This is a genomic window from Endozoicomonas sp. ALC013, from assembly GCF_049310205.1.
Lineage (GTDB): Bacteria > Pseudomonadota > Gammaproteobacteria > Pseudomonadales > Endozoicomonadaceae > Endozoicomonas.
This window is the reverse complement of the sequence record NZ_JBLYNS010000093.1, coordinates 1-20,830: the sequence shown is the minus strand read 5'-3', so window position 1 is coordinate 20,830 and position 20,830 is coordinate 1. Positions and strand designations below refer to the sequence as shown.

Sequence of the window (20,830 nt, the reverse complement as noted above, 5' to 3'; positions counted from 1 at the left end):
CCGGAGAAAGACCAGCCCTTACCCGATTTAGGCTCACGCTTTTGATTTTTGTCTGGGTCTATGCGGTTAAAAATTTGAGGGGTTGTAGATCTGAAAGGTTTATTCTCTTTCGTGCTTGCCATATTTCATAATTATCCTGCATTGCAAGCCAACTTTCAGGTGTCCGACCAAGAACCTTTGATAATCTCAGTGCCATTTCCGGTGAAACTGCACTTTTTCCTTTTATAACTCTGTTAAGAGTTGAAGCAGCTACACCAAGCTGTTCGGCCAGATAACGACAACTAATTGCATAAGGCTCCATGTAAATGGATTCTATGAACTCTCCAGGGTGAGGTGGATTGTGCATGGACATTAGTGATAATCCTCATAGTTAAGGATGTACGCATTGCATCCCGAAATTCAAAGGTAACTCGCCAGTTACCACTCACTGAGATTGACCATATTCCTGACCTATTACCCTTCAATGGATGAAGAGAAAAACCAGGAAGGTCAATATCATCAAGCACTTGGGCAGTATCGATTGCAGTCAGCTGCATTCTTAGCTTCTTTGCGTGCCTGGCCTGAATTCCAGCCTTTTTGCCCGTATCAAAGAACTGTTTGAGCCCTTTATGTTTGAATGATTTAATCATGCCAATGAGTGCAGCTTATTGCGCAACACGAATCAACAATGGAAGTTTGTACGATGTTGCAGAGTGAGCCTAACGCTTGAAGTAACCGGACGCAGCGGAGCGGAGCGGAGTTCCGGTTGACTGACTTGTTATGTTCACTTACTCCAAGCCTTCCGCCCAGGAAGCATCAGTCATTCGAGGATCGTCAATCCGCTGGCCGAAGCAGTTGTATTGTTCTTCCTTGATACGCTTGAACATAAACGGTTCAAACAGCATCCGGTAGATTTTGCTGGCATTACCTCCGTTTCTGGTTTTCCGGTGACAGCTTTCAATGAATTTTTCTTTTTCCAGCTTTCTCAAACTGGTGCAGATCGTTCCTTGGGTTACGCCAAGAATTTCTGCCAGTGCTCCCTGGCTCGGCCAGCACTCCCCTTCAGAGTTGGCAAAGGTCGCCAATACAACCAGTAAGTACCTCTGGGTCATGTTCAGGTTTTCCAAACCTTCTGTATTGAGTTTTACCCGTATCAACTTTGCAATCCCAATTGTGTAGGCAAAGGAAATCATTGCTATACTGTCTCCCGAGCAGCAGCTCATTGCTATACAGAGAAACCCGGTAGGAGCCGCTAACTCCGACGATCCGGGTTTTTTCTTGTGTGCGGGAAACTTAGACCACATACAGGGGATTGCAAGACAAATAGACCTTATTAGTTTCGACCCCAAAACATAGTGGTGAAACTAATACAAACAAGATAAAGAACAGTATCAAAAAACAAGTTGTGCGCTGCGGGCAGCATGGGTGAACATAACGCCGCATTAAGTGGTGAGTAAACGTGTGCCATGTTTGAGCGAAGCGAGTTCGGCACGCGTTTGCGCATCCAGCTTAAATGCTTTGTTATATGCCCGTTTGCCCAAGCCTGATATTAGACCAATTCAAAAACTGGACATGGAGTTCCTTGATGAAACTTCAGTTGCCAACGAAAGCCGTTAAAAGCCCAAATAGAGCAACGTTTAGCATAGTCGCTAGTCTCGCCCGACGGCGCTACTAAAACTGACTCATATTTCAATAGCTGAACCGATGGTTCAAGTTGGACACATTCATAGTTTTGCGAATGAATCCGAACCTCTGAAGGTTCTTCTGAACTCATCATTTCTATGATTGAAGCAAAGTCATAACTAATACCTGATTTACCAATCTCAGAAAAGCTAGGATGAATCAGACGTTCGATATCTAGCAAACTCTGACGTATTTCGTACTGATGAAGTTCGATTTCTTGCTCAATCAAGATATCCATATATTCTCCAAATTCGATAAGGCATATAACACCTGCGTCACAGGCGCAGTCCTGTGAACGCCCTTGTTAAACGCTGACTGGCAGAGACTAGCAACAATGGATATTGAATTAAAAGACTGCCCGTTCTGCGGGAGTGAAGTCAAAATGAAAGGTGGCCCGTGGGCGCAAGAAAGTTTCTCGATCTGGTGCAAAGGGTGTATGCACCACATGGATGGCGGAATGGACGAGAGCAAACTTGCTGAAAAATGGAACCGCCGAAACGTAGTAGGCAAAGCAGACGACAGCAATTCCCGCTGATCATTGATAAATGCCTAATCCAATAGATCTTTCCATAACTCATTCATTTAGGCCAAACGAAATCATGCTGCCCGATCAGCCAGGCTATCAGCAAGTTCAGAACACAGGTTAAACAGGGCTACCAGAAACTCCCCTATGTGGTGTCAACCATCAAGTGTTTTAAGCTGACACTCCTGCCTTCAATAATCGCTGTAAACAGATCTTCCCAGTTATCGATGGTGAACCAGTCAAATAAGCCCCGTATCGGGAGGAAAATAAAGAAAATAAAGAAAATAAGGACACCCAAAAATTTGACTAATCGGCCACACTGTCTATTTTTCTTCTGGAGCCTCTTAAGGGCATTAAGGAAATCTACCCAGTAACCAAAATAAATGACATGACGACCGCCCGAAAAAACCTCATAGATCCAGCCAGTACGCCCTACTACCACTGCATGGCACGCTGCGTTCGCAGGGCCTTCCTATGCGGCAAAGATAATTTCTCAGGCAAAAACTATGAGCATCGCAGGCAGTGGGTGGTTGATCGGTTGAAAGCGCTTTCTGGTATTTTTTCCCTGGAAGTCTGTGCTTATGCGGTGATGTCGAATCATTATCATGTGGTGCTCCATATCAATAGTCAGCAAGCCAAAAAATGGGGCACCAAAGAAGTCTTACAACGTTGGACGCAGCTGTTTGCAGGTCCGCACCTGGTTCAGCGTTTTCTTGTCGGCGATCAGCTGGGCAAAGCAGAGCTGCTGCGAGTCGAAGAATATGCCCAGGAGTACCGAGGTCGCTTAATGGATATCAGCTGGTTCATGCGCTGTCTCAACGAATACTTAGCCCGGCTGGCCAATAAGGAGGATGAGTGCAAAGGGCGCTTTTGGGAAGGTCGTTACAAAAGTCAGGCTCTGTTAGATGAGGCAGCATTGCTGACTTGCATGGCCTATGTCGACTTAAACCCCATCCGGGCAAAAATTGCAGCAACGCTGGAAACCTCAGAACATACCTCTATTAAAGAGCGCATTGAGTCATACGACAGCGTAAACGGAAAAAAACAAAAAGCACCCTTGAAGCCGTTAAAAGCTCAGGGTCAAAACCCGGAACAGGCGATTCCATACCCACTCAGTAGCTACTTTGAACTGGTTGACTGGTCTGGCCGAATTGTCCGAAAAGGCAAACGTGGTCGTATAACTGACGATGTACCACCTATCCTGGAGCGCTTGGGTATTGACCCAAAAGAATGGTTGGAGACTATGCGGTGGAATAATCGTTTTCACCGCGCAGTCGGCAAGCTGGCTTCACTGAAGGCTTATGCAGAAAGCACCGGAAAATGCTGGGTTCATGGGATGTCTGTGAGTGGTGCTCTCTATCCTGCCTGATCAACATATTTTCATTGACTTTAATGTGGCCAGAATTTTCTGAATGCTCTTTCTTATATTGCTTTCTTATATTGTCTTGATAGTGTCTTCTCTCTGGCTGTTACTTAGTGCTTTTTATACGCTTCCTGTTTGGTATGAATGAGAAATTCTTACAATGATCAATACTATCATTTAAAAAATGAATAAATGACGTACTCTCTTCACTTTTTAAAAAATGGGTGTCCTTTCTTTTTATGTTTCATTGAAAGACTTATGGGTCAGGTTTCACCATCATCGTTGAACCGCCCGGTGCGGACCCGCATGCCGGGTGCTGTGGGAGGGTTGGAGAAAGACCAGCCCTTACCCGATTTATGAGCCGGTTGCACGGACTACCACGTTTGATCTAGATTTTGTGCATAAATGTTGATTGCATTTTTATATGCTTTGATATCTGTTGAGTTTGTAGTTTTCAACAATGTATGAAGTAACAATTGGACAGATTTTTTATGATTTCCGAGATTGTATAAATTCATTGCATAGAAAGGAATTATTTCATCTTTGTCCTGGTAATCTGAGAGCAATAATTTAAAGTAGATATCTGCCTCGCTATAGTTTCCAATGCATCTTAAACTGCTTGCCAGTCCTAATAGGCAGTCAAACCTTTCATCATAAGATAAAACACCATCAAGTGCCTTTTTATAGTTAGGTATAGCTTCTCGCTCAAGTCCTTGAGCATCATAATTCCATGCGATTTGTAAGAATGCTTGTCCCGAATAGTTTTCGTCATCTACCAGCTTTTCCAAAGCTCTTATTGAATCTGTAAACCTTTCTTCTTTCCGTAAGTTAATTGCATGGGTAATGATTGATTCCATAATGTTCCTTTAGGCTCATAACAGTCGTTTACACGAATCAGTTTCGTATAACATACTGTAGATTCGCTATACACACCAGCCGATACCCGCATACAGCGCGAGTTACACAGCGTTCTGCATTTTAAAGGCGATATCTTCTGATTCGTATTTTGTAACTCGTATATTTTTCGGTCAAGCAACCCGTGTGATTACAGATTGCTTTATTTTCACTCAAAACAACAAGTTAACTATTCAGTTGATTTTCTGCATATACGAACTAGCTTTTACTGTATAAAAACACAGTATCAATCAGAACTTATATGAGATTACAAGAACGCTTTCAAATTGCCATTCGCTCTGCCGGTTATTCTCTGTCTACCGAGCGCAGCTACTGGGACTGGATTAAACGCTTTATAAAATTTCATAAAATGCGTCATCCCGATTTACTGGCTGGCGGTGATGTCCGTGATTTTCTCACCTATCTGGTGATGAAAAAGCACGTTGCTGTCAGTAATCAGCAGCAGGCATTGAGAGCCCTGGTCTTTTTGTACAAACAAGTGCTGAGGCGTGACAGTTTCACGATCAATGACTGGCAAAAATCCAAACGCCCCAAAAAACTCCCTGTTGTGTTTTCGGTGACTGAAGCCAACTCTGTCTTGACCTATCTCAAAGGCACGCCATTATTATTAGTCGCCCAATTAATGTATGGTGCCGGTCTTCGACTGAAGGAAGCTCTGCATCTTAAAGTTCAGGCTGTTGATTTTGGGCGCATGGAAATTACCGTTCGCCATGGCAAGGGTGGTAAAGCGGTTTTAAGCCCGGTTGATCGCTGATAAAAATGATAAAACATTCCTGTTCCTGAACAGCACTCACGCTACCGCCCCTCTATGCCATTTCCTTGAGTATTAAGGCAGTTGTAATTTGCACGACAATTTAACCATAGTTGTATAGGAGTAAAATGTTACCATCGAACTGTTTATCAAAATACCTTTTTAAATCAGGCCACCAGCGGTGACACCGAATACAATTACCGGTTATCAAACCGTAATTAAACGACGAACGGCAACTTTATCCATGGCGTCGCCATTTCCTGCCAGGGCAACCTCGCCTTGGTCCAGTATCCGCTGGCAAACTCAAAGAACGGCTCAACCAGCAGAATAGCCGTCTCACCCCGGTCACGGACCAGACCAATGACCGCCCCCTGCCCTGCCATAGGATTGTGCCAGAGGCGGGTGTTAGTTGTCTCTGTGCCAATCTTTATTGTTTGCTATGCTCATGTCTCAAACAATAAACGTAATGCTATGCAGTATGTCATTGGAAGCCAGAGTGGAGAAACTTGAATCCCATTTTGATTCGCTGGACAGTGCAGTTCGTAATCTCATCAAAATCACTGGTGATACCCATCAGGAGATACTGGCGACACGACAGGAGATGCGTACACGGTTTGCCCAACAAGATCGTGAGCTTGCGGGTGTTAAAGCCGATATTTCTGCTTTGGCTGAAGCCATGCTTGCAGGTTTTAAGCGTACCGATAAAAAAATAGACCGACTAGAACTTCTCATTCGTCAACACCATTGCGCCCCATAACGTTCGTCACCTGTCCCTTATGCACGGCAATGGATACCGACTTCAGAGCTTGGCCGGGATGGCAGGAAAATGTGGGGAGACCGGTGGCGTGAAGGTTTATCAGAAGAAGAAAGCATAGGGCCTGTTGAGCAGAAGAGCATCAGAGCCGAATTTCTCTGATGCTCTCAAACACGGTCTTACTCAGCTATCTCATCAGTTCCTGAGTTAACGGCTACAGGCGAACAGCAATATCATTAAACTCAACCAACGTGATCTGCCTCAATGCATGGGAGAACTCAAAGCGATTCTGAGTTTAAGCGTTTCAGCTCTACTTGCATTAAATCACTCCATTCATTGAGTACTGTCAATCTATTTTCATTACTGGCAATACGAACACCAGTATGGCCTACCCATAAAGACTCCTGTATGTCCTCATTACTCATTGTCGCTTTTTCTTCTTCAAACTTTTTGAGTTGAAGCCGGTCTTCTTCTAATGACTGGCTTACTGCTTGTTTCTCGTTTTCGATGAGAGTCAGATAATCCTGGTAACTTTCTATGGTTGTTTTGATAGCAACGTCAGGATTTTGCCCTGATGCTGAAGCAATATGGGCCAACGTAGTCTGGTAGAGCGGATCGGATGGTGGTACCCCTTTTTCCTCCATTGTCTTTTTCAATATTTCCAGCTCCGAAGCTGGTAAATTTGCCACCATTTCTACCCTTTGCAAATAGTCAGGTAAAGCCTGTCTTATATGCTGAAAGTACTCCTGGTCGTCAAATGACGTCTTGCCCATGCTGGAATCTGGTGTGCTCAGAGCTTCCTGCACAACTTTTTCACACGCAGGGGTATTGTCCAAAAGTTTCATTTTCTGACTTATCAACCACTGATCAGCCAGAGTTCTGGCGGCTTCAGAGGAGTCAGGTATTTCTTCAATCAAGTGATTGACTTTGCCAAGAGGGTCAACCGAATGTTCAGATTGGTTTGATATTTTTTGTTCCAGATAATCGTTGAAAATTATTTTACCGATATCTGTTTCAAGCTTTAACTGGTCTGAATTCACACATTCAATAAATTCTTTATCTGATGCTGGTGACTGAAGTAACAGCAAGGCTTGCCCTACAGTGATTTCGCTTACAGTGATTTCTCTTGTCATCAATGGTTTATCAGAATATCGACTGATCAAATCGACAGCTTCTTGTTTCTGCCGACCATGGATGGAGACTGTATCCTGAGGCGTTAATGGTTTGACCGTTCGCCTCATCCAGTTACCTTTTGGTATGTCTGTTTTCAGTTGATGACTGCCACTCAGGCGGACTGGCTGATCAATGCCCCCTGTATTGGCAAGATTTTGAAGCGTCTGACACACTTGATCCCTGGAAGGCAAAGAACGCATGGTAGATCCCCTGTGAATTCTGAAAAATCGGGTCAGAAAGTATCTTCGACAATGCTAGTGCCTTTTTTAGGGCGTGCCTTAAGGAGCTGTCATTTAATAACTTCGACATTTCAGTAGTCAACGGGAAGATAATTAACCTGCGCGAGCAACCGGAAAACGATCGCGGGTACGATTGGCATAAGCCACCAGCGCAAGCATGATCGGCACTTCAACCAATACACCGACCACTGTCGCCAGGGCAGCGCCGGAGTTCAGACCAAACAGACTGAAGTCCTATTTGTTGAAACTTTTTTCAAAAGCACTGGTCTAATAAAGAAAATTTTATAGAAATCACAATTATGGATAGCGCTCTACCAACAACACGGTGCTTTATGTCACCCATACCTGCTCATAAAACTGACTGCCACGCCGCATTCAAATCCGCTGGTTCTGTCATTCTTGCCAGTCATGACCTCACTCCTTGCAAACGGTTCATTAAGGATCATTCATACGAAACCACCCACTCTTCTCCATTATCCACTCGTGACATCGAAATTCCGGTTACGGACAACCGCAGGCTTGCCAACCATGACTTGCAACCTGCCATCTTGCCACCCACCACTGACAGGCAAACCCGGGCCTTTATGGGCGGCAAGGGACTGTTTCTGCACCGTATGCAACAGGCTAACATCCCGGTTCCACCCTTCACTGTGGTTGACACAACCCTGGTCGCCAAGCTGGAGCAACACCCTTTCCCCGCAAAATGCCTGTTGCCTTTTCTGCCAGATTTACACAGCTGGAGCCACGAACCATACAGCCTGGAACAATTGCGCACGATCGTTGCCGAACGCCCCCATCAGCAACAGGCGCAATGTCTCAAGGGTTTATCCGGGTTTATTGCCAGTGAGGATTTCTACCAACAAGTCAAAAATATCGGTGCTGCCGAGGATATTCGTCATCTCTACCTCACGCTCCGGCAACCATCCAATGAGGCCTGCATTGTCCGAAGTTCCGGCGTGGATGAAGACCGCTCCGGCGATGCCCAGGCCGGTCGTTATGATTCCCGGGTTCATGGTGGCGGCGATATCCTGAAAACCTGCCTGCAAGTCCTGTCGTCCGCTTACCGGCCGGAAGTCTGCCCCTCCGGGCGGGTAAAACCCATGGCGCTGGTCCTGCAGCAATGCATCCATTGTCAGCTGGGGGGCGTAGTGTTCAGCGACTTAACACTGCAGGAAGGGGAGGGTACCATGCAGATTGAATTTGCACAGGGTCAACCCCGGGGGGCCGTCTGTGGAAGTTCAGGCATCCGCCCCCATCGCTATACGATCAGACGCGGTGATGACGAAAACAGTAAACCGGTTCGGCAATTTACCCCCGGAGACGTTACCACACAGTTTGTCCTGGAAAAAATCACCGATGAACAGACCGGTGAAGTGGGCTATATCGAAAAGGGCACCACAGTAACCACCGATGCCAAAGACATCATGCTTACTGAGGAGATATTGCAAAAACTGCAGGCATATACAGAACAGCTGGCAGATATGTTCTGCTGCCCGGTAGATATTGAGTTCGGCGTGAAAGACGGGAAACCCTGCCTGTTCCAGTGCCGGCCAGTGACCCAGCTGCCGGGCAGTACCCATTTTTGTGCAGCACCTCCCTCCCTGCCACTGGCTGAGGGAATCATGGTCAGTGAAGGTTGCTGCAGTGGTGTGGCCCTGGTGGTCACCGAACCGGTCAACGCGGAACAGATTCCGCTCGGTGCCATTCTGTTTGCCGAACACGCCAGTGACTGGATGCTGGCACCGGATATTTTAAAACGTTTGGGCGGCTGTGTGTTCAAAGATGGGGGAACCACCGATCATGTTGCCATCACCCTGCGTCAGGCGGGTATACCCTGTCTGGTGGCTGGTTCTCAGTATTCTGAGGCATTAACCCAAGCCAGCGGACAACAGGTAACACTGGTGGCAGGCAGTTTTGCCGATAGCCCCGGAGCCTATTTGCAGACCGGCAACCAGTCTGCCTACTGGCAGACCAACAGCACCACTTCCGGTCAGGATATCATCAGCTCACCCGCAACCGGTGCTGCAGAACCACCCGACTTCACCCGGGTCGACGAAGGTTTTGCCTGGCTGAATCGCCAAAATAACCGCTTGCTGGACTATTTTCACCCTGATCGATTAATCAGTCGCTGCCTTGGCCCTGGACGAAGTAAGGCCGTCAGCATGTCAGCAAACCGATCAAAACTATTACAACAGCTTGGCATTGAGATTCAGCAGCTACAGGGGGATTTACAACAGTTTGTATCGGGTTATAAGGGCTTTTTGGCTCTGGCCGCCGTGCCTGAATCGAATGCAAAACCACCTGAAGTCCAACCCTTTATTGAGGAGCTCCTACTCCTTGAAAAACAAAGCAATTGCCTGAAAGATGCCATTGTTAACCTGCGCTCGAAAGTGGTGTTGCCGCTGCTGACCACCGACCAGGAATTACCCGACCAGCCCGTGAATTTCAGGCAATGGCTGAGAGATTGTCAGGCCTTGCTGGATAAATTGCAAAAACTGAACCAGCCCAAAGAAGTGAACGATATCCATTCTGCTCACGACCTGATTTACTGGCTTCATCAGCGATTTGTTAATGCTCTCGCCCCGGTGGCAGAAGCATCAGGGCAGGGACAAATTACCAAAATCACAGATTATAGAACGCTGATTAATATACTCCCCCAAGGAGTTTGCGGACTATTAAACGACAATTGCATCTCGGTACTGCACAAACTTAACGTATCAAAGCTACGCATGCTTAATATGGTGGATGCCGCTTTTATTAATGCAGCCCTCGGAGTGCACGTCTGCACCATAGCAATGCTGGAACAGGCCGAGGGAGGCAAGGGTCGTACACTTCGCCTCGACATCTCTGATAAATTTTCCCAAGACGAGGAAAATAAACACTTACAGGGCAAATTGAAGCGTTTCTGGTTTTTGGTCCAGACACTTCGTTGTGCATCGATTGATAGCAGTTCACGGCCAATGGCGATCAGTTTCAATCAAAGCGCGGGGAAAATGACCATAGAATACACTCAGGTTAATACCACATCAGCATTACAGGATGGCTTTGTGAAATTGGTGACTGTTTTGAGAGGACTGACCTCCATGGATATATCAATCAACAGTTTTAAGTGCGATAAAAATACTGATAAGTGGTATTTTGAAACGCTGGTTAATAAGTGCCAAAACGGGCTGAGCGACGCCATAAATAACTGGATATTCAAACATTGCCTGGTAGTGGATGTATTTGAAAGCCGCGAAATACTGTCATATTACAAAGATTATGCGTTCGTTGATTATCTGGACGACGAATACAGGTTCTTCCATGAAATAGCCAAAGAAGCTTATGGTATTCTTAATGCATTTCGAGCCCCGTATAGAAGTTCAGGACTTCGCCAAATCTTTACCGATGCCAGCGAACGCCTTAAGCTGGATGATGCTGCAAAAATAATAAAGGAACTGCTAGCTCACATGGCCATTGAAGCCTTCTTTCCAAAGGTTTCTATTCAACTCTTGCGTGAGGATTATAATTTAGATCACGACAGGGATCTGGTGCTTTTCCTGGTGGAACAAAACCCAAAGTTATTCAGTTATATCTCCGACGAACTCAGGGATGATATTGAAATAGCCAAGTCTGCAATAGGACAGCAATGGCTGTTATTAAAATATGCCAGCGATCGTCTCAAAGAGGATAAATCCCTGGTAATGCTTGCCATTAAAAGTGATGGCCGTGCAATTAAGTATGCCAGTACAGATATCAAAAATGACAAGGATTTTGTCCTGCCACTGCTCTCAAGAGATGCCCGCATTTACAAATATCTCAGCGACAGACTGAAATCTGATCCGGATATTAAAGCTGCCGCCCGGAACAAGGACACTGGATTCACGCAATAGGCCAATAATCTGCTCTTCAATGAACTCCTCGGTCTTCCTACTGTTTAAGACTGAGGAATTAAAAGACATTCCAGCGAATAATCAGTTTATTGCTTTACCCTGTTATCAGTTTTTCTCATAATAAATCCGGCTTAACCGGCCTTAACCAGGTTCTGCCCCACCTTCCCCCAAAACAGCACCTTATGACTGATGGAGTAGTGATTGCCAGCCTCAAAAAACATCCCGTCACTGATCAGCACCATCCTGACTCAGGGTATCAGCCTGAAACTGCAACCTGCTGATCTCGCCTACCTGGCAGCACTGCGCTATTGGAAAGAAACGGAATCACAACCGGAATTCAGTGAAGAAGAGCTGCATGTGGTGTTCCAAAACGTGGAAAAAGCACGACTGGACGATAGCAGTGAGGATTCTTCAAAGCGCTGTAACGACGTGATCCGCCGTCTCCTTCAGCAGCACCTTTTGATCTGCCTTGAAGGCAGTGGGCATCGACATCACGCTTATCTGATCACACCGCTGTCCGAACAGATTGTCGATTCCGTGTGTGTCGGTATGGAAGCGTCAAAAGAAGCACTGAGTACCCTGTTTATGACGGTTGCCACCCACCTCAGAGAGATCAGGGATTCTGCGGAACAGGGGGGCAACGAACCGTTCTGGAAGCTTCAGGTAGAAGCACCACTGAACATTACCGTCAACCAGCTGGTCACCTCCATTGATCATCGTCAGCGTCAGCTGGACCAGGATGCCATCAACACCCGCAAAGAAGTGGTGGAACTGCTGAAGCAGGACTGGCAAAACAGCATCAGCCAGTGCGAACAGCTGCTGACCAGCACCCAGAATCATCTTCAGGATTTACAGCAACTGCTATTGGCCTCGTGCCACGAACTTCGCTCACTGCTGGACGCCATTTCCCGCTATTGTGAACAGGCCAGTCGACACGATGCCATCAACAGTGTTATCCGGCTGGAGCAACATCTTGACCGTATTGAGCACTGGAGCAGCGAACGCATGAACCATTGGGAAGGTTTCCACCACCGGGTTCATCAATACCTGCGTCAGTTTGTCACCATGGATGAGCGCAAGGCATTGATGGAGCGGGTGCGGGAAGGCATCCGAAGTTATCAGGCATTGCCCTGGTATCTGCGCTACGCCAATGAAGAACCGCTGGCCCGATTGCGGGATATTGAACCACCCCGGGCGAAAGAAAATCTGGCACGGGTAATCCATGATGAAGGTGAACTGACGGCCATCGAAGACTTTGATGCCCTGAAGCAACAGGTTAAGGAATGGCTGGTCAGGCAAGAGCAACAGTCCGGAATACTGCCATCCTACGAACAGGCACTGGAACTGCTGGCCAGCCAGTGGCCTATGGAAAAACTGAACATGGTCGCAGGCTGGCTGTTCAGCGCCCTGACTGAAATGGGCCACCAGCAAAACCGACAGAACATTGCAGATCATCAGTGGCATGCGGTTCTCCCGGCCATCGCTCCCGAGTTTTACGTGGAACGCCTGAGTCTGACCCCTAACACACTCCGCCAGGAAAGAGAGAAACCGATTGTTGACCGATAACCCCTACCAGCAGATCGCCGATCTGATCAATGATGAATGCTTCCCGGAACTGGATACCCGGCTGCGTCGGGGTGAACATATCGACGCCCGCCATCACCGGATTTTCAATATTATCCAGGACGGTTTTTCCCTGCTGGTCGAACACTACCTCCGCTATGGTATTGACCTGGTTCAGGCACCGGAAGCCTATTACTACCTCCGCCCCGGCACTGCCGGCAAAAGCCTGATTCGTGCCAGAAAACTGGATGAACTGACCATGGTCGTCGGTCAGGTGCTGGCCATGTTCCATCTCGACCCCGAGCAACTGGAAGGCAGTGGCTGGATATCCGCCGATGCAATCTACGAGCGGCTGCGACTGCTGCTGGACAATGAATACCTTTGCCAACTGCTGGAACGAAAAAAAATCGAGACCCAGGCAGACCGTGAAAAAGCCATGGAAACCCTGCGTAAGGCCATCCGACAGCTGGCCAGGCTGGGCATGGTAAGGCTGGAAGGCAACCAGGCCAGCCGTCTGCAGACCCAGGCACCGTTGCTGCGATTTATTGATCCTGTTCGCTCAACGGCTTCGTCACCAGAAGCCGCCAGGGCAGCCATGGCGCAGCTGGTTCGTGACGGTTATATCAGCCTGAATGACGATGAAGAACCTGTGATGCAGGAAACTTCTGATCCGGAAGATAATCCGGAAAACGCACCACAAGAAAAGCGTCACGTTGAAGACGACACCGTTATATCTGAACAGGCCCTTGAACAAGAGCAGGAAGCATGAGCCAGAAAAGAACCCAGATCCGCAGCCTGACCCTGGTTAACTTCCGGGGTGTCTTCTTCAAGACTCTGGACATGCACCCATTAATGAGCAACCTCATCGGCCATAACGGTGCCGGTAAGACCACCATTATGGGTGCCTTGCTGATAAACCGGGTACCCGACAATCGTCTGGTTCGCCTGCGTAACAACTCCGACAGCGGACAGGATCGCAGTGATAATGGAATCTGGGGACGCATCAGTGCCGGTACCTGTTACAGCCTGGTGGATTACGAACTTTACGACGGCAGGCGGGCAATAGCGGGTGTCCAGATTCGCCGCCTGAGCCAGCCGAAAGTCGAGCTGAAACTGTTTGCCATTACCGGTGTCGATGATGATGTTCCGGTGCGTGATCTGGTGATGAGGCCGGTACCCGGCGAAAATGGCTTATACGAACCCCTGGATGGCAAAGCCCTGAGAAATCAGGTCACCATGATGGGCGGTGAACTGCAAATCTTCAACACCACCGCCCAGTATATGAACTGGCAGTTCGAGCAGCGGATTATTCCCCGCCGAATGGAAAACAGCCAGGATCGCCAGCGTTATTACCGCATGCTGGAAACCAGCCTCTACGGCGGCTTGTCGTCTGAGCTGCAAAAAGGACTGAGGGATTATCTGCTGCCGGCGGATGATCAGGTACGCCAATCCATTGGCTCCATGCAAAGTGCCTTGCAACAGACCCAGCGAACCCGTCGCCAGATAGAAAGCACCCGCAGTGACCGGAAAGTCATCCGGGAGATTCTGGAGTCCAGCTATGCCCTTGGCGAACATGTTCTGGCATGGTCAGAAAAGCAACAGGCCAAACTTCAGGCTGAGCTGAAAGATAAACGTCAGCAAGAGCATCAGGCACAACTGGAGCTGGAAACTAAAAAACAACAGCTGTCAGCCATTGAAGCACGATTACTGACCCTGGATACCCTGGACAGTGAACTGGCAAGCCGTGAAGAAGACGCTGACGAGCGTCTGGATCATGCCAAAAACCTTGAACGACTGCATACCGATCTGCAAAGACTGGAAAATGAGCAGAGCAACCATAACCAGCAGCTGGAAGAGCTGAGCGAACAGAACGCATTACTGGAAAGCCAGTATGCAGAAGAGTCCGCTGAGCTTAAGCGCCTGCAGGATGATATTGCACAACTGGTAAAACAGCTGACCAGTGTCGAGCAGGCCTATTCTGAAGAAGCCCGAAAAGCCGGATTATACCTTGCCGCCCTCAGGGCGTTGAATGAAGTACGTGACAGCTTTAACCAGCCAGACCTGTCGGCAGACGCACTCACTCCGTTAATGGGAACGTTGCTGCAGGCTGAAAAGGACGTTTCCGGCCGCTATTACAGCCAGAAGCCACTACTGGATGAGGCGGAAACCATTCGCGGGCATTTCGAGGCAACCCTGTCTCTGCTGGCGACGTTTGGTGATACCGATATTGATCTGAAACAGGCAGCCAGCCGCAGCGACCACTGGCGACATTACCATGAGCAACAAACAACACTGGCTGCACAGATACCGGTATTGATCAGGCAGCAGCAACAGCGCCAGAAAGAAGAAGAGCAACTGAAGAAGCTGCAACAGGCCGTTGCGATGCTTCCCGAAGAATGGCGCAACAGTATTCAGGATGAAGCCAGCTGGAACACCAGCCTGAACACCGCCACTCATGAGCAACAATTCCAGCAACAGAAAATAGATACCCTTGGCGGACAAATCCAGCAATCCAGACAGACAATGGTACAAATCCAGGGCAGCCTTACCCAGGCCCGTCAGGATAATATTCACTGGCTGGATGCTCGCAGACTGGGTCAGGCGATTCAAGCCATCCGCCCGGCTGCCCTGATGGATAGCCACAATGACTTTATCACCCTGCGCCAGCAAATCAGCCAGGAACAGCAGGAAAACCTGCAGGCCAATGTGCAGCTCGGCAAGCATCTGGAAGAGCTGCGCTCCCGCATGGCCCAGCTGGAAATCAAGGCATCAAAAGAGCTGCAACAACTGCAAAAGCTGGCGGAGATGACCGGCGGAGTGGTGATCAGTGACTATTTTGATAACGATGATATCTCCCTGGAAGAGGCGGCCTGGCTGGAGGCCAAGTTTGGCCCGTTACGCCACGCCATCCAGGTTCGGGACATCAGCAAAGCTGCCACTATTATCCGCGAAGAAAGCGATCGCCCGGATCATGTCTGGCTACTGGGTGGCACACCGGGAGCGTCTTTTTCGGAAGAAGAGTATCTCCATACCCCCCTTGAGCAGAAAGAAGACGGCAGTGTACTGGTAGAAATCGCCAGCAATGTTGCCCGTTTAAGCCGGGAACCTGAGTTCCCGACCATTGGCCGACTGGCCCGGGAGAAAGAGCAGGAAAGACTGCGGCAGCAGGAAGAACAGCTGCTGGATCAGCTGCAGGAACTGGCCATTGGCAAACGACAGTTGGAGAAATGCCAGCAACTTCTCGATCAGCTGTCCGCCAAAAGCCAGTGGCTTGGCGTTCAGAAGCCGCCGGTTAATGAGCTTACCGGGCAACTGGAGCAGCTGGAAGCCCAGGTCGAATCACTGACGGTTGATCTGGCCGATGCCGAGCAGCAGAAAACCAGTCTGAATGGTGTTGTTCGTTGTCTTGAACAGTGGCAAACCAGTGCCTGGCTATTGAATGACGACCCCGATCGCCAATCATTAGAGGCTCTCCATGAGCAACTGCAAAGTGCCACTGACGCTAAAGCCTGGGTGGACAAACATCAGCAGACGATTCGGCAGCTCAATGAGCATCGCTTCTATATTCAGCAGCCACCGGTAGAGAATCTGGATGCCCTGCGAGCAGAGCTGGAACAGCTGAAGCAGCAGTTAAGCCATTACCACCAGCAGAAAGACCTTCTGACGTCGGCCATGGACAAAGCCCCTAATCTGCGCTTTGCAGAGTCTGTCGCACGGCAGGAAGAAAAAGAGAATCTGCAAAATCAACTCAGGAATGAGTACGAGACTAAACAACAGCAGGAGCAACGGCAAAACCAGTATGCGACACAACTTCGTGAGCAGTGCCACTCACTTGAGAAAAGCATCCACTCTATCAATGCTCTCCTGAGTCAAAATAGTCATCAGCAATCAGAGCTCAAACGACAAATTTTTGATATTCCTCTGACCTGGAAAGTGGGTCTGAAGGAAGAGTGTGCTGCACAGTTAACCCGCATCAAGACAGAAAAGTCTGAACTTATTCAGGAAATCAAACAGCAAAACATCGCTCAAAGTACTGTTGCAGCAGAACGGAAAAAAGTCGAGGAGCGACTCAGTGATACCATAGCGGATATTCATCAGCTGGAACCTAAAGCGCAACACGCCACCACCAGCCATGAACGGATTGTGCAACAGGCAGAACAGTCCGGGTTACGACATCGGCTACATATTCATCACCTGCTGAATCAGGACAGTGACACGTTACGTGACGGTTTGGCGACGGCAAGGGTCGCATTGGCAAAGGCTCTCGAAAATGAACAGAAGAATGAACAGAAAAATGGGCAGGACAGTCTTTATCAACAAATAGAGAAAGGCAGCAGCACGGATTTGCCAGCACTGTTCCAATGCTTTATTGATTCACAAACGTATCTTGCCCAGCGCATGGATAAAACGTTGTATCAATCGGATGACCCAAGGCAAAACCTGGAGTTGCTGGAAGAGCGGCTGACTCGTCTGGAAACCCTGTTAAAAGACGCCGAGAAACGCTTCCTCGCCGAATCGGACAGTCTCGGGCAGAACATTCAGCGCAAGATCAACAAAGAACGCAAACAGATTCATCAGCTGAACGCTGCCCTGTCCAGTGTGCATTTTGGTACTATCCGGGCAATCAAAATTGAGCTGGAAGTGATCGACAGTTTCCAGAAAATACTGGATGCCTTGCAGCAGGAATTTTACGCAGACCTGTTCCGCAAACCCGATATCACCGTGGAGGCGGCGCTGGAATACCTCTTTAAGAAGGAAACCGGGGGTACCATTGTTGGCGATAAACTGCTGGATTATCGTGAGTACATTCGCCTGAATATTCTGATTCAGCGGGCTGGCAGCAGTCAGTATGAACCAGCCAACCCGACCAACCTTTCCACCGGTGAAGCCATTGGCACCGGTCTGGCCATTCTCACCATGGTGCTGCATTCATGGGAAGTCGCTAGCAATAACCGCGATGGCAAAGGACACGCCGCCAGTCGTCTGTTATTTCTGGATGAAGCGGCACGGCTTGATGCCAGGGCACTGGCCACTCTGGAAGAGCTCTGTGACCATCAATCCCTGCAACTGCTGGTTGGTGCGCCGGATAATGTGCTGCCCAAAAATGGCATTACTTATCGGATGGTACGCCTGATGGAACCTTACGAGCATGTTATTTTCTCTGGCGTAAAAGGCAGGCTGCCCCAGGGGGCTGAATCGTGACATTCCAGCCAGAAGATGCCATACCGATTGCATTAGACTTGTTAGCAGACAGCTATCGTCAGAAAGGTCGGCAAATGTCGGCCTTTCTGACACACCTCATAAAGGTGGGCTGGGTCGAGCAGTGTAGCTTTCGCCAAAGAAACAATGATTTTGCCCTGAGAACCGCCCATGACCGCCTGAGTTTCCTGGAGTATATGGAAAGGCAGTTCGGCAGCCACTGGCAAACGTCACTGGAGCAGGGTGAAACAAGGGAAGCATTTCTCACCCAGCATCTGATATCACCGTTACCAGGGCATATCCATAGCCGTGTAGTTAATGCTATTTGGGGTGAACACTCCAAGAAACAGGCGGCAACACCTTCCGGGATAGCAACAAGAGACAGCGAACTGATTCAGCTCCGCACCCGAATGGAATGTCAGCTGCATTTTTCTGGAAGGGTTATTAATTGTCGGAATGAAATGGCCTTTTCAGATGCGGTCATCATCAATGAAACTGCACTGGGCAAGCTGCAAAGTATACAGTGTGAAGCGCCAACAAATATCATCACGGTGGAAAATGCCGGTGCCTGGCAACACCTGCCCTTACCGGAAAATGTTATTGCCCTGTTCGTTCCGGGAAATAATCAAAAGCTGGCGTTAAAGCTACTGTCGTTTTTTCTGGACTACCAATGGTGTCACTTTGGCGACCTGGATCAGAAGGGACTTGATATTGCCTCATCACTGGCCCGGGCTCAGAATAAACCACTGAAGTTATTAATTCCTGACTGGTGGAGCGACTATCAGCCCCATTTCAAGCTGGGAATAAAACAGGGGAAAGTTGCCTGGCGGAAAGATATCTGTCCTCAATCCAGAAAGTACGCACAACACCCCTTTATCAATTCGCTTGCCGATGATGCAAAATGGATGGAGCAGGAGGCCATCGTACTGGACTCCCGCCTGTTGGATGAGATCCGACGTCTTTTTGATAGTGACCTACCAGGCTGACTTCAACAGCCCCAGTACCTGCTCATAACTGGCATCGACCCGGTTATAGAGCAGTGCACCATCATCAATACTCATACGAGCAATGTCTTCCAGTTGCGACTCATGCACCTTGCCACTTTCTGACAATGTTCTTGGCAGCCCTGTTTGCTCAAAGAGCTCATCCCGCATGGCACGAATATAGATAATGGTTTCAGCCGCCCGCCGCTGTTCGGGTACTTTGCTGTAAAAATCGGCACCGGCCAGGGGAAGCAGCAGCTCACCGATCGCCTGTTCACACCGGGGCAGGTTGTATTCCAGAACATAAGGCAACATCAGACTCATGCAGACTCCGTGGGGAAGATGGGTTATCGCCCCAAGCGAGTGCCCGATGGCATGGACCAGACCAACCATGGAGTTGGAAAAGGCAATGCCCGCCATGGTGGCTGATTCTGCCAGCTTCAGTCGGAGATCCTGGCTATCCGGTGTGGCAAGCACACGAAGCAGGTTTTCCCGTATGCCTTTGATCGCTGCAACGGCATAGGCATCACTGATCGGATTCTTGGCCGTCCCCAGAAACGCTTCAATGGCATGGGTCATGGCATCCATGGCGGTGGCAGCGGTGATATGCGGTGGCAATGTCAGGGTCATCCGCGGATCAAGAACCGCCACATCAGGCATCAGAAATGAAGAGCCATAAGGCACTTTACGACCCGTGGCATCATCACGAATAACCGCAACTTTGGTCACTTCTGAACCGGTACCTGCCGTGGTTGGCAGGATAAATAACGGCTTTAGTCGTTTAGTCAGTGCACCAGAACCGCTGTAAGCCAGAAGATCATCGCCACCTTCGGACACAAGAATATTGACCGCCTTTGATGTATCAATCACCGACCCACCACCAATGGCAATAATGCCATCCGCGCCATTCTCACGATAAAACCGGGTGATGGCAGATACGACACTTGTTGATGAGTCTGGCGGTACATCACTATAGACACCCGCCATCGAAACTCCGTCAACCACCAGAGCCCGCTTGACGGGCTCAATTAAACCGGCGTTGAGCACCCCGCCATCGGTAATAATCAATGGCTTCTTTACTCCAAGGCTGGCCAGTTCATAGGGTATATGCTCCAGGGCTTCATTGCCTGAAACGATTTTGACCGGATTAAAGAATTCATAATAACTGCGGCTCATTTGGCAAACACCCCCATAACAAAACCGGCAAACACGCCCAGATAGATTTGAACTGCCCCCATCAGCTTTTCCGTTAAGGAAATATCCGGGTAATGACGCATGATTTTCCGGCCTATAAACCGGGGAAGTGCGATCGCTTCCAGTCGCTCAAAGCAACGGACCAGTTTCATGGAGGCGGAAAGGTCGCCATCTACCACCATTCGTTCCCTGGCAAAAGCATCGGTTGTGCCTTCCAGAAAAGAGAGCGTATTAAAAGCGTGGGCGAGATGTTTGAATTGAATATCCACATCGGGCTTGGTTTCACTGCTTTTACGACCCGGTTTTATTCGCCCGCCACTTTTCTTCATATACAAACACGGGCCACGGGGCATAACACTCATGGAAAAGGTAAAACCATCGGGCAATGATTCGATTTCCTGCTGAATCAGCTTGTCAGTCCGACAAGCCTTAGCCAGCCCATGACCAATAAAAGCCAGCATAAAACGGACATACAAACGCTTTATGCGCCAGATAACGGGAAGGGATGGGGTCACCTGAAGCTCCTGCCAGCGAACCGCCGGACAATAATTATTGTTGTTATTTCCGGGTGACATTATCCACAATCAGAAGATGGTCGGCTATATAGGGAGTGTTATTCAGGACAATGAAATAGATTTA

Annotated in this window: 18 protein-coding genes and 1 pseudogene; 9 read left to right on the top strand and 10 right to left on the bottom strand. The window is 48.7% G+C overall.

The window, feature by feature from the left end; all coding sequences use genetic code 11:
• Positions 1 to 58: 58 nt before the first annotated feature.
• From ACO6V1_RS15960 to ACO6V1_RS15945, 4 genes are all read right to left on the bottom strand, one after another.
• Positions 59 to 346, bottom strand: coding sequence for a HigA family addiction module antitoxin (locus ACO6V1_RS15960; protein WP_422467600.1), 288 nt, complete (start codon positions 344 to 346; stop codon positions 59 to 61).
• Positions 282 to 629 carry a type II toxin-antitoxin system RelE/ParE family toxin gene (locus ACO6V1_RS15955; protein ID WP_422450618.1) on the bottom strand — a complete coding sequence of 116 codons (348 nt, stop codon included), beginning with the start codon at positions 627 to 629 and terminating at the stop codon, positions 282 to 284. Before ACO6V1_RS15955 ends, ACO6V1_RS15960 begins: the two co-directional genes overlap by 65 nt.
• Positions 630 to 767: 138 nt before the next feature.
• Positions 768 to 1,091 carry a helix-turn-helix domain-containing protein gene (locus ACO6V1_RS15950; protein WP_422463362.1) on the bottom strand — a complete coding sequence of 108 codons (324 nt, stop codon included), beginning with the start codon at positions 1,089 to 1,091 and terminating at the stop codon, positions 768 to 770.
• A 437-nt stretch (positions 1,092 to 1,528) separates the two neighbouring features.
• A complete protein-coding gene (locus tag ACO6V1_RS15945) occupies positions 1,529 to 1,900 on the bottom strand; it encodes a DUF4440 domain-containing protein (protein ID WP_422450616.1) in 372 nt (123 codons plus the stop codon).
• A 96-nt stretch (positions 1,901 to 1,996) separates the two neighbouring features.
• Here ACO6V1_RS15945 and ACO6V1_RS15940 point away from each other — a divergent pair, with 96 nt between their 5' ends.
• Complete coding sequence (locus tag ACO6V1_RS15940; RefSeq protein WP_422450615.1) at positions 1,997 to 2,197, top strand: Lar family restriction alleviation protein; 201 nt, start codon at positions 1,997 to 1,999, stop codon at positions 2,195 to 2,197.
• A 376-nt stretch (positions 2,198 to 2,573) separates the two neighbouring features.
• On the top strand, positions 2,574 to 3,554 hold the full coding sequence (locus tag ACO6V1_RS15935) for a transposase (RefSeq protein WP_422467598.1): 981 nt from the start codon (positions 2,574 to 2,576) through the stop codon (positions 3,552 to 3,554).
• A 368-nt stretch (positions 3,555 to 3,922) separates the two neighbouring features.
• Here the strand turns inward: ACO6V1_RS15935 and ACO6V1_RS15930 are convergent, their stop codons facing one another.
• Entirely contained in the window at positions 3,923 to 4,405 is a 483-nt protein-coding gene (locus tag ACO6V1_RS15930) for a tetratricopeptide repeat protein (RefSeq protein WP_422450613.1), read from the bottom strand.
• A gap of 299 nt (positions 4,406 to 4,704) precedes the next feature.
• Between ACO6V1_RS15930 and ACO6V1_RS15925 the strand changes: the two genes are divergently transcribed.
• Positions 4,705 to 5,217 (top strand): phage integrase N-terminal SAM-like domain-containing protein, encoded by a 513-nt coding sequence (locus ACO6V1_RS15925; protein WP_422467596.1) that lies wholly within the window; start codon positions 4,705 to 4,707, stop codon positions 5,215 to 5,217.
• A 215-nt stretch (positions 5,218 to 5,432) separates the two neighbouring features.
• Here the strand turns inward: ACO6V1_RS15925 and ACO6V1_RS15920 are convergent, their stop codons facing one another.
• Positions 5,433 to 5,597: a hypothetical protein gene (locus ACO6V1_RS15920; RefSeq protein WP_422467594.1), complete on the bottom strand. Its 165-nt coding sequence runs from the start codon at positions 5,595 to 5,597 to the stop codon at positions 5,433 to 5,435.
• Positions 5,598 to 5,692: 95 nt separating this feature from the next.
• Between ACO6V1_RS15920 and ACO6V1_RS15915 the strand changes: the two genes are divergently transcribed.
• Positions 5,693 to 5,971: a hypothetical protein gene (locus ACO6V1_RS15915; protein WP_422467592.1), complete on the top strand. Its 279-nt coding sequence runs from the start codon at positions 5,693 to 5,695 to the stop codon at positions 5,969 to 5,971.
• A 275-nt stretch (positions 5,972 to 6,246) separates the two neighbouring features.
• Here ACO6V1_RS15915 and ACO6V1_RS15910 read toward each other — a convergent pair whose 3' ends face one another.
• The gene (locus tag ACO6V1_RS15910) at positions 6,247 to 7,209 is read right to left on the bottom strand and encodes a hypothetical protein (protein ID WP_422467590.1); all 963 of its coding nucleotides are present in this window, start codon (positions 7,207 to 7,209) and stop codon (positions 6,247 to 6,249) included.
• A 264-nt stretch (positions 7,210 to 7,473) separates the two neighbouring features.
• Positions 7,474 to 7,608 (bottom strand): annotated as a pseudogene (locus ACO6V1_RS15905) (arsenical-resistance protein); the annotation flags it as partial.
• 71 nt (positions 7,609 to 7,679) lie between these two features.
• On the opposite strand from ACO6V1_RS15905, the gene ACO6V1_RS15900 reads away from it, so the two are divergent.
• From ACO6V1_RS15900 to ACO6V1_RS15880, 5 genes are all read left to right on the top strand, one after another.
• Positions 7,680 to 11,252, top strand: coding sequence for a DUF4116 domain-containing protein (locus ACO6V1_RS15900; RefSeq protein ID WP_422467588.1), 3,573 nt, complete (start codon positions 7,680 to 7,682; stop codon positions 11,250 to 11,252).
• A 201-nt stretch (positions 11,253 to 11,453) separates the two neighbouring features.
• On the top strand, positions 11,454 to 12,818 hold the full coding sequence (locus ACO6V1_RS15895) for a hypothetical protein (protein WP_422467586.1): 1,365 nt from the start codon (positions 11,454 to 11,456) through the stop codon (positions 12,816 to 12,818).
• Complete coding sequence (locus ACO6V1_RS15890) at positions 12,808 to 13,584, top strand: chromosome partition protein MukE (RefSeq protein ID WP_422450606.1); 777 nt, start codon at positions 12,808 to 12,810, stop codon at positions 13,582 to 13,584. The genes ACO6V1_RS15895 and ACO6V1_RS15890 overlap by 11 nt, the downstream gene beginning before the upstream one ends.
• A complete protein-coding gene (mukB, locus tag ACO6V1_RS15885) occupies positions 13,581 to 18,017 on the top strand; it encodes a chromosome partition protein MukB (RefSeq protein ID WP_422467584.1) in 4,437 nt (1,478 codons plus the stop codon). The genes ACO6V1_RS15890 and mukB overlap by 4 nt, the downstream gene beginning before the upstream one ends.
• On the top strand, positions 18,014 to 19,000 hold the full coding sequence (locus ACO6V1_RS15880) for a Wadjet anti-phage system protein JetD domain-containing protein (protein ID WP_422467582.1): 987 nt from the start codon (positions 18,014 to 18,016) through the stop codon (positions 18,998 to 19,000). The genes mukB and ACO6V1_RS15880 overlap by 4 nt, the downstream gene beginning before the upstream one ends.
• Here ACO6V1_RS15880 and ACO6V1_RS15875 read toward each other — a convergent pair.
• Positions 18,989 to 20,173 (bottom strand): iron-containing alcohol dehydrogenase, encoded by a 1,185-nt coding sequence (locus ACO6V1_RS15875; RefSeq protein WP_422467580.1) that lies wholly within the window; start codon positions 20,171 to 20,173, stop codon positions 18,989 to 18,991. The two genes, ACO6V1_RS15880 and ACO6V1_RS15875, sit on opposite strands and share 12 nt — an antisense overlap.
• A complete protein-coding gene (locus ACO6V1_RS15870) occupies positions 20,170 to 20,766 on the bottom strand; it encodes a hypothetical protein (RefSeq protein WP_422467579.1) in 597 nt (198 codons plus the stop codon). The genes ACO6V1_RS15875 and ACO6V1_RS15870 overlap by 4 nt, the downstream gene beginning before the upstream one ends.
• Between the last annotated feature and the right edge of the window lie 64 nt (positions 20,767 to 20,830).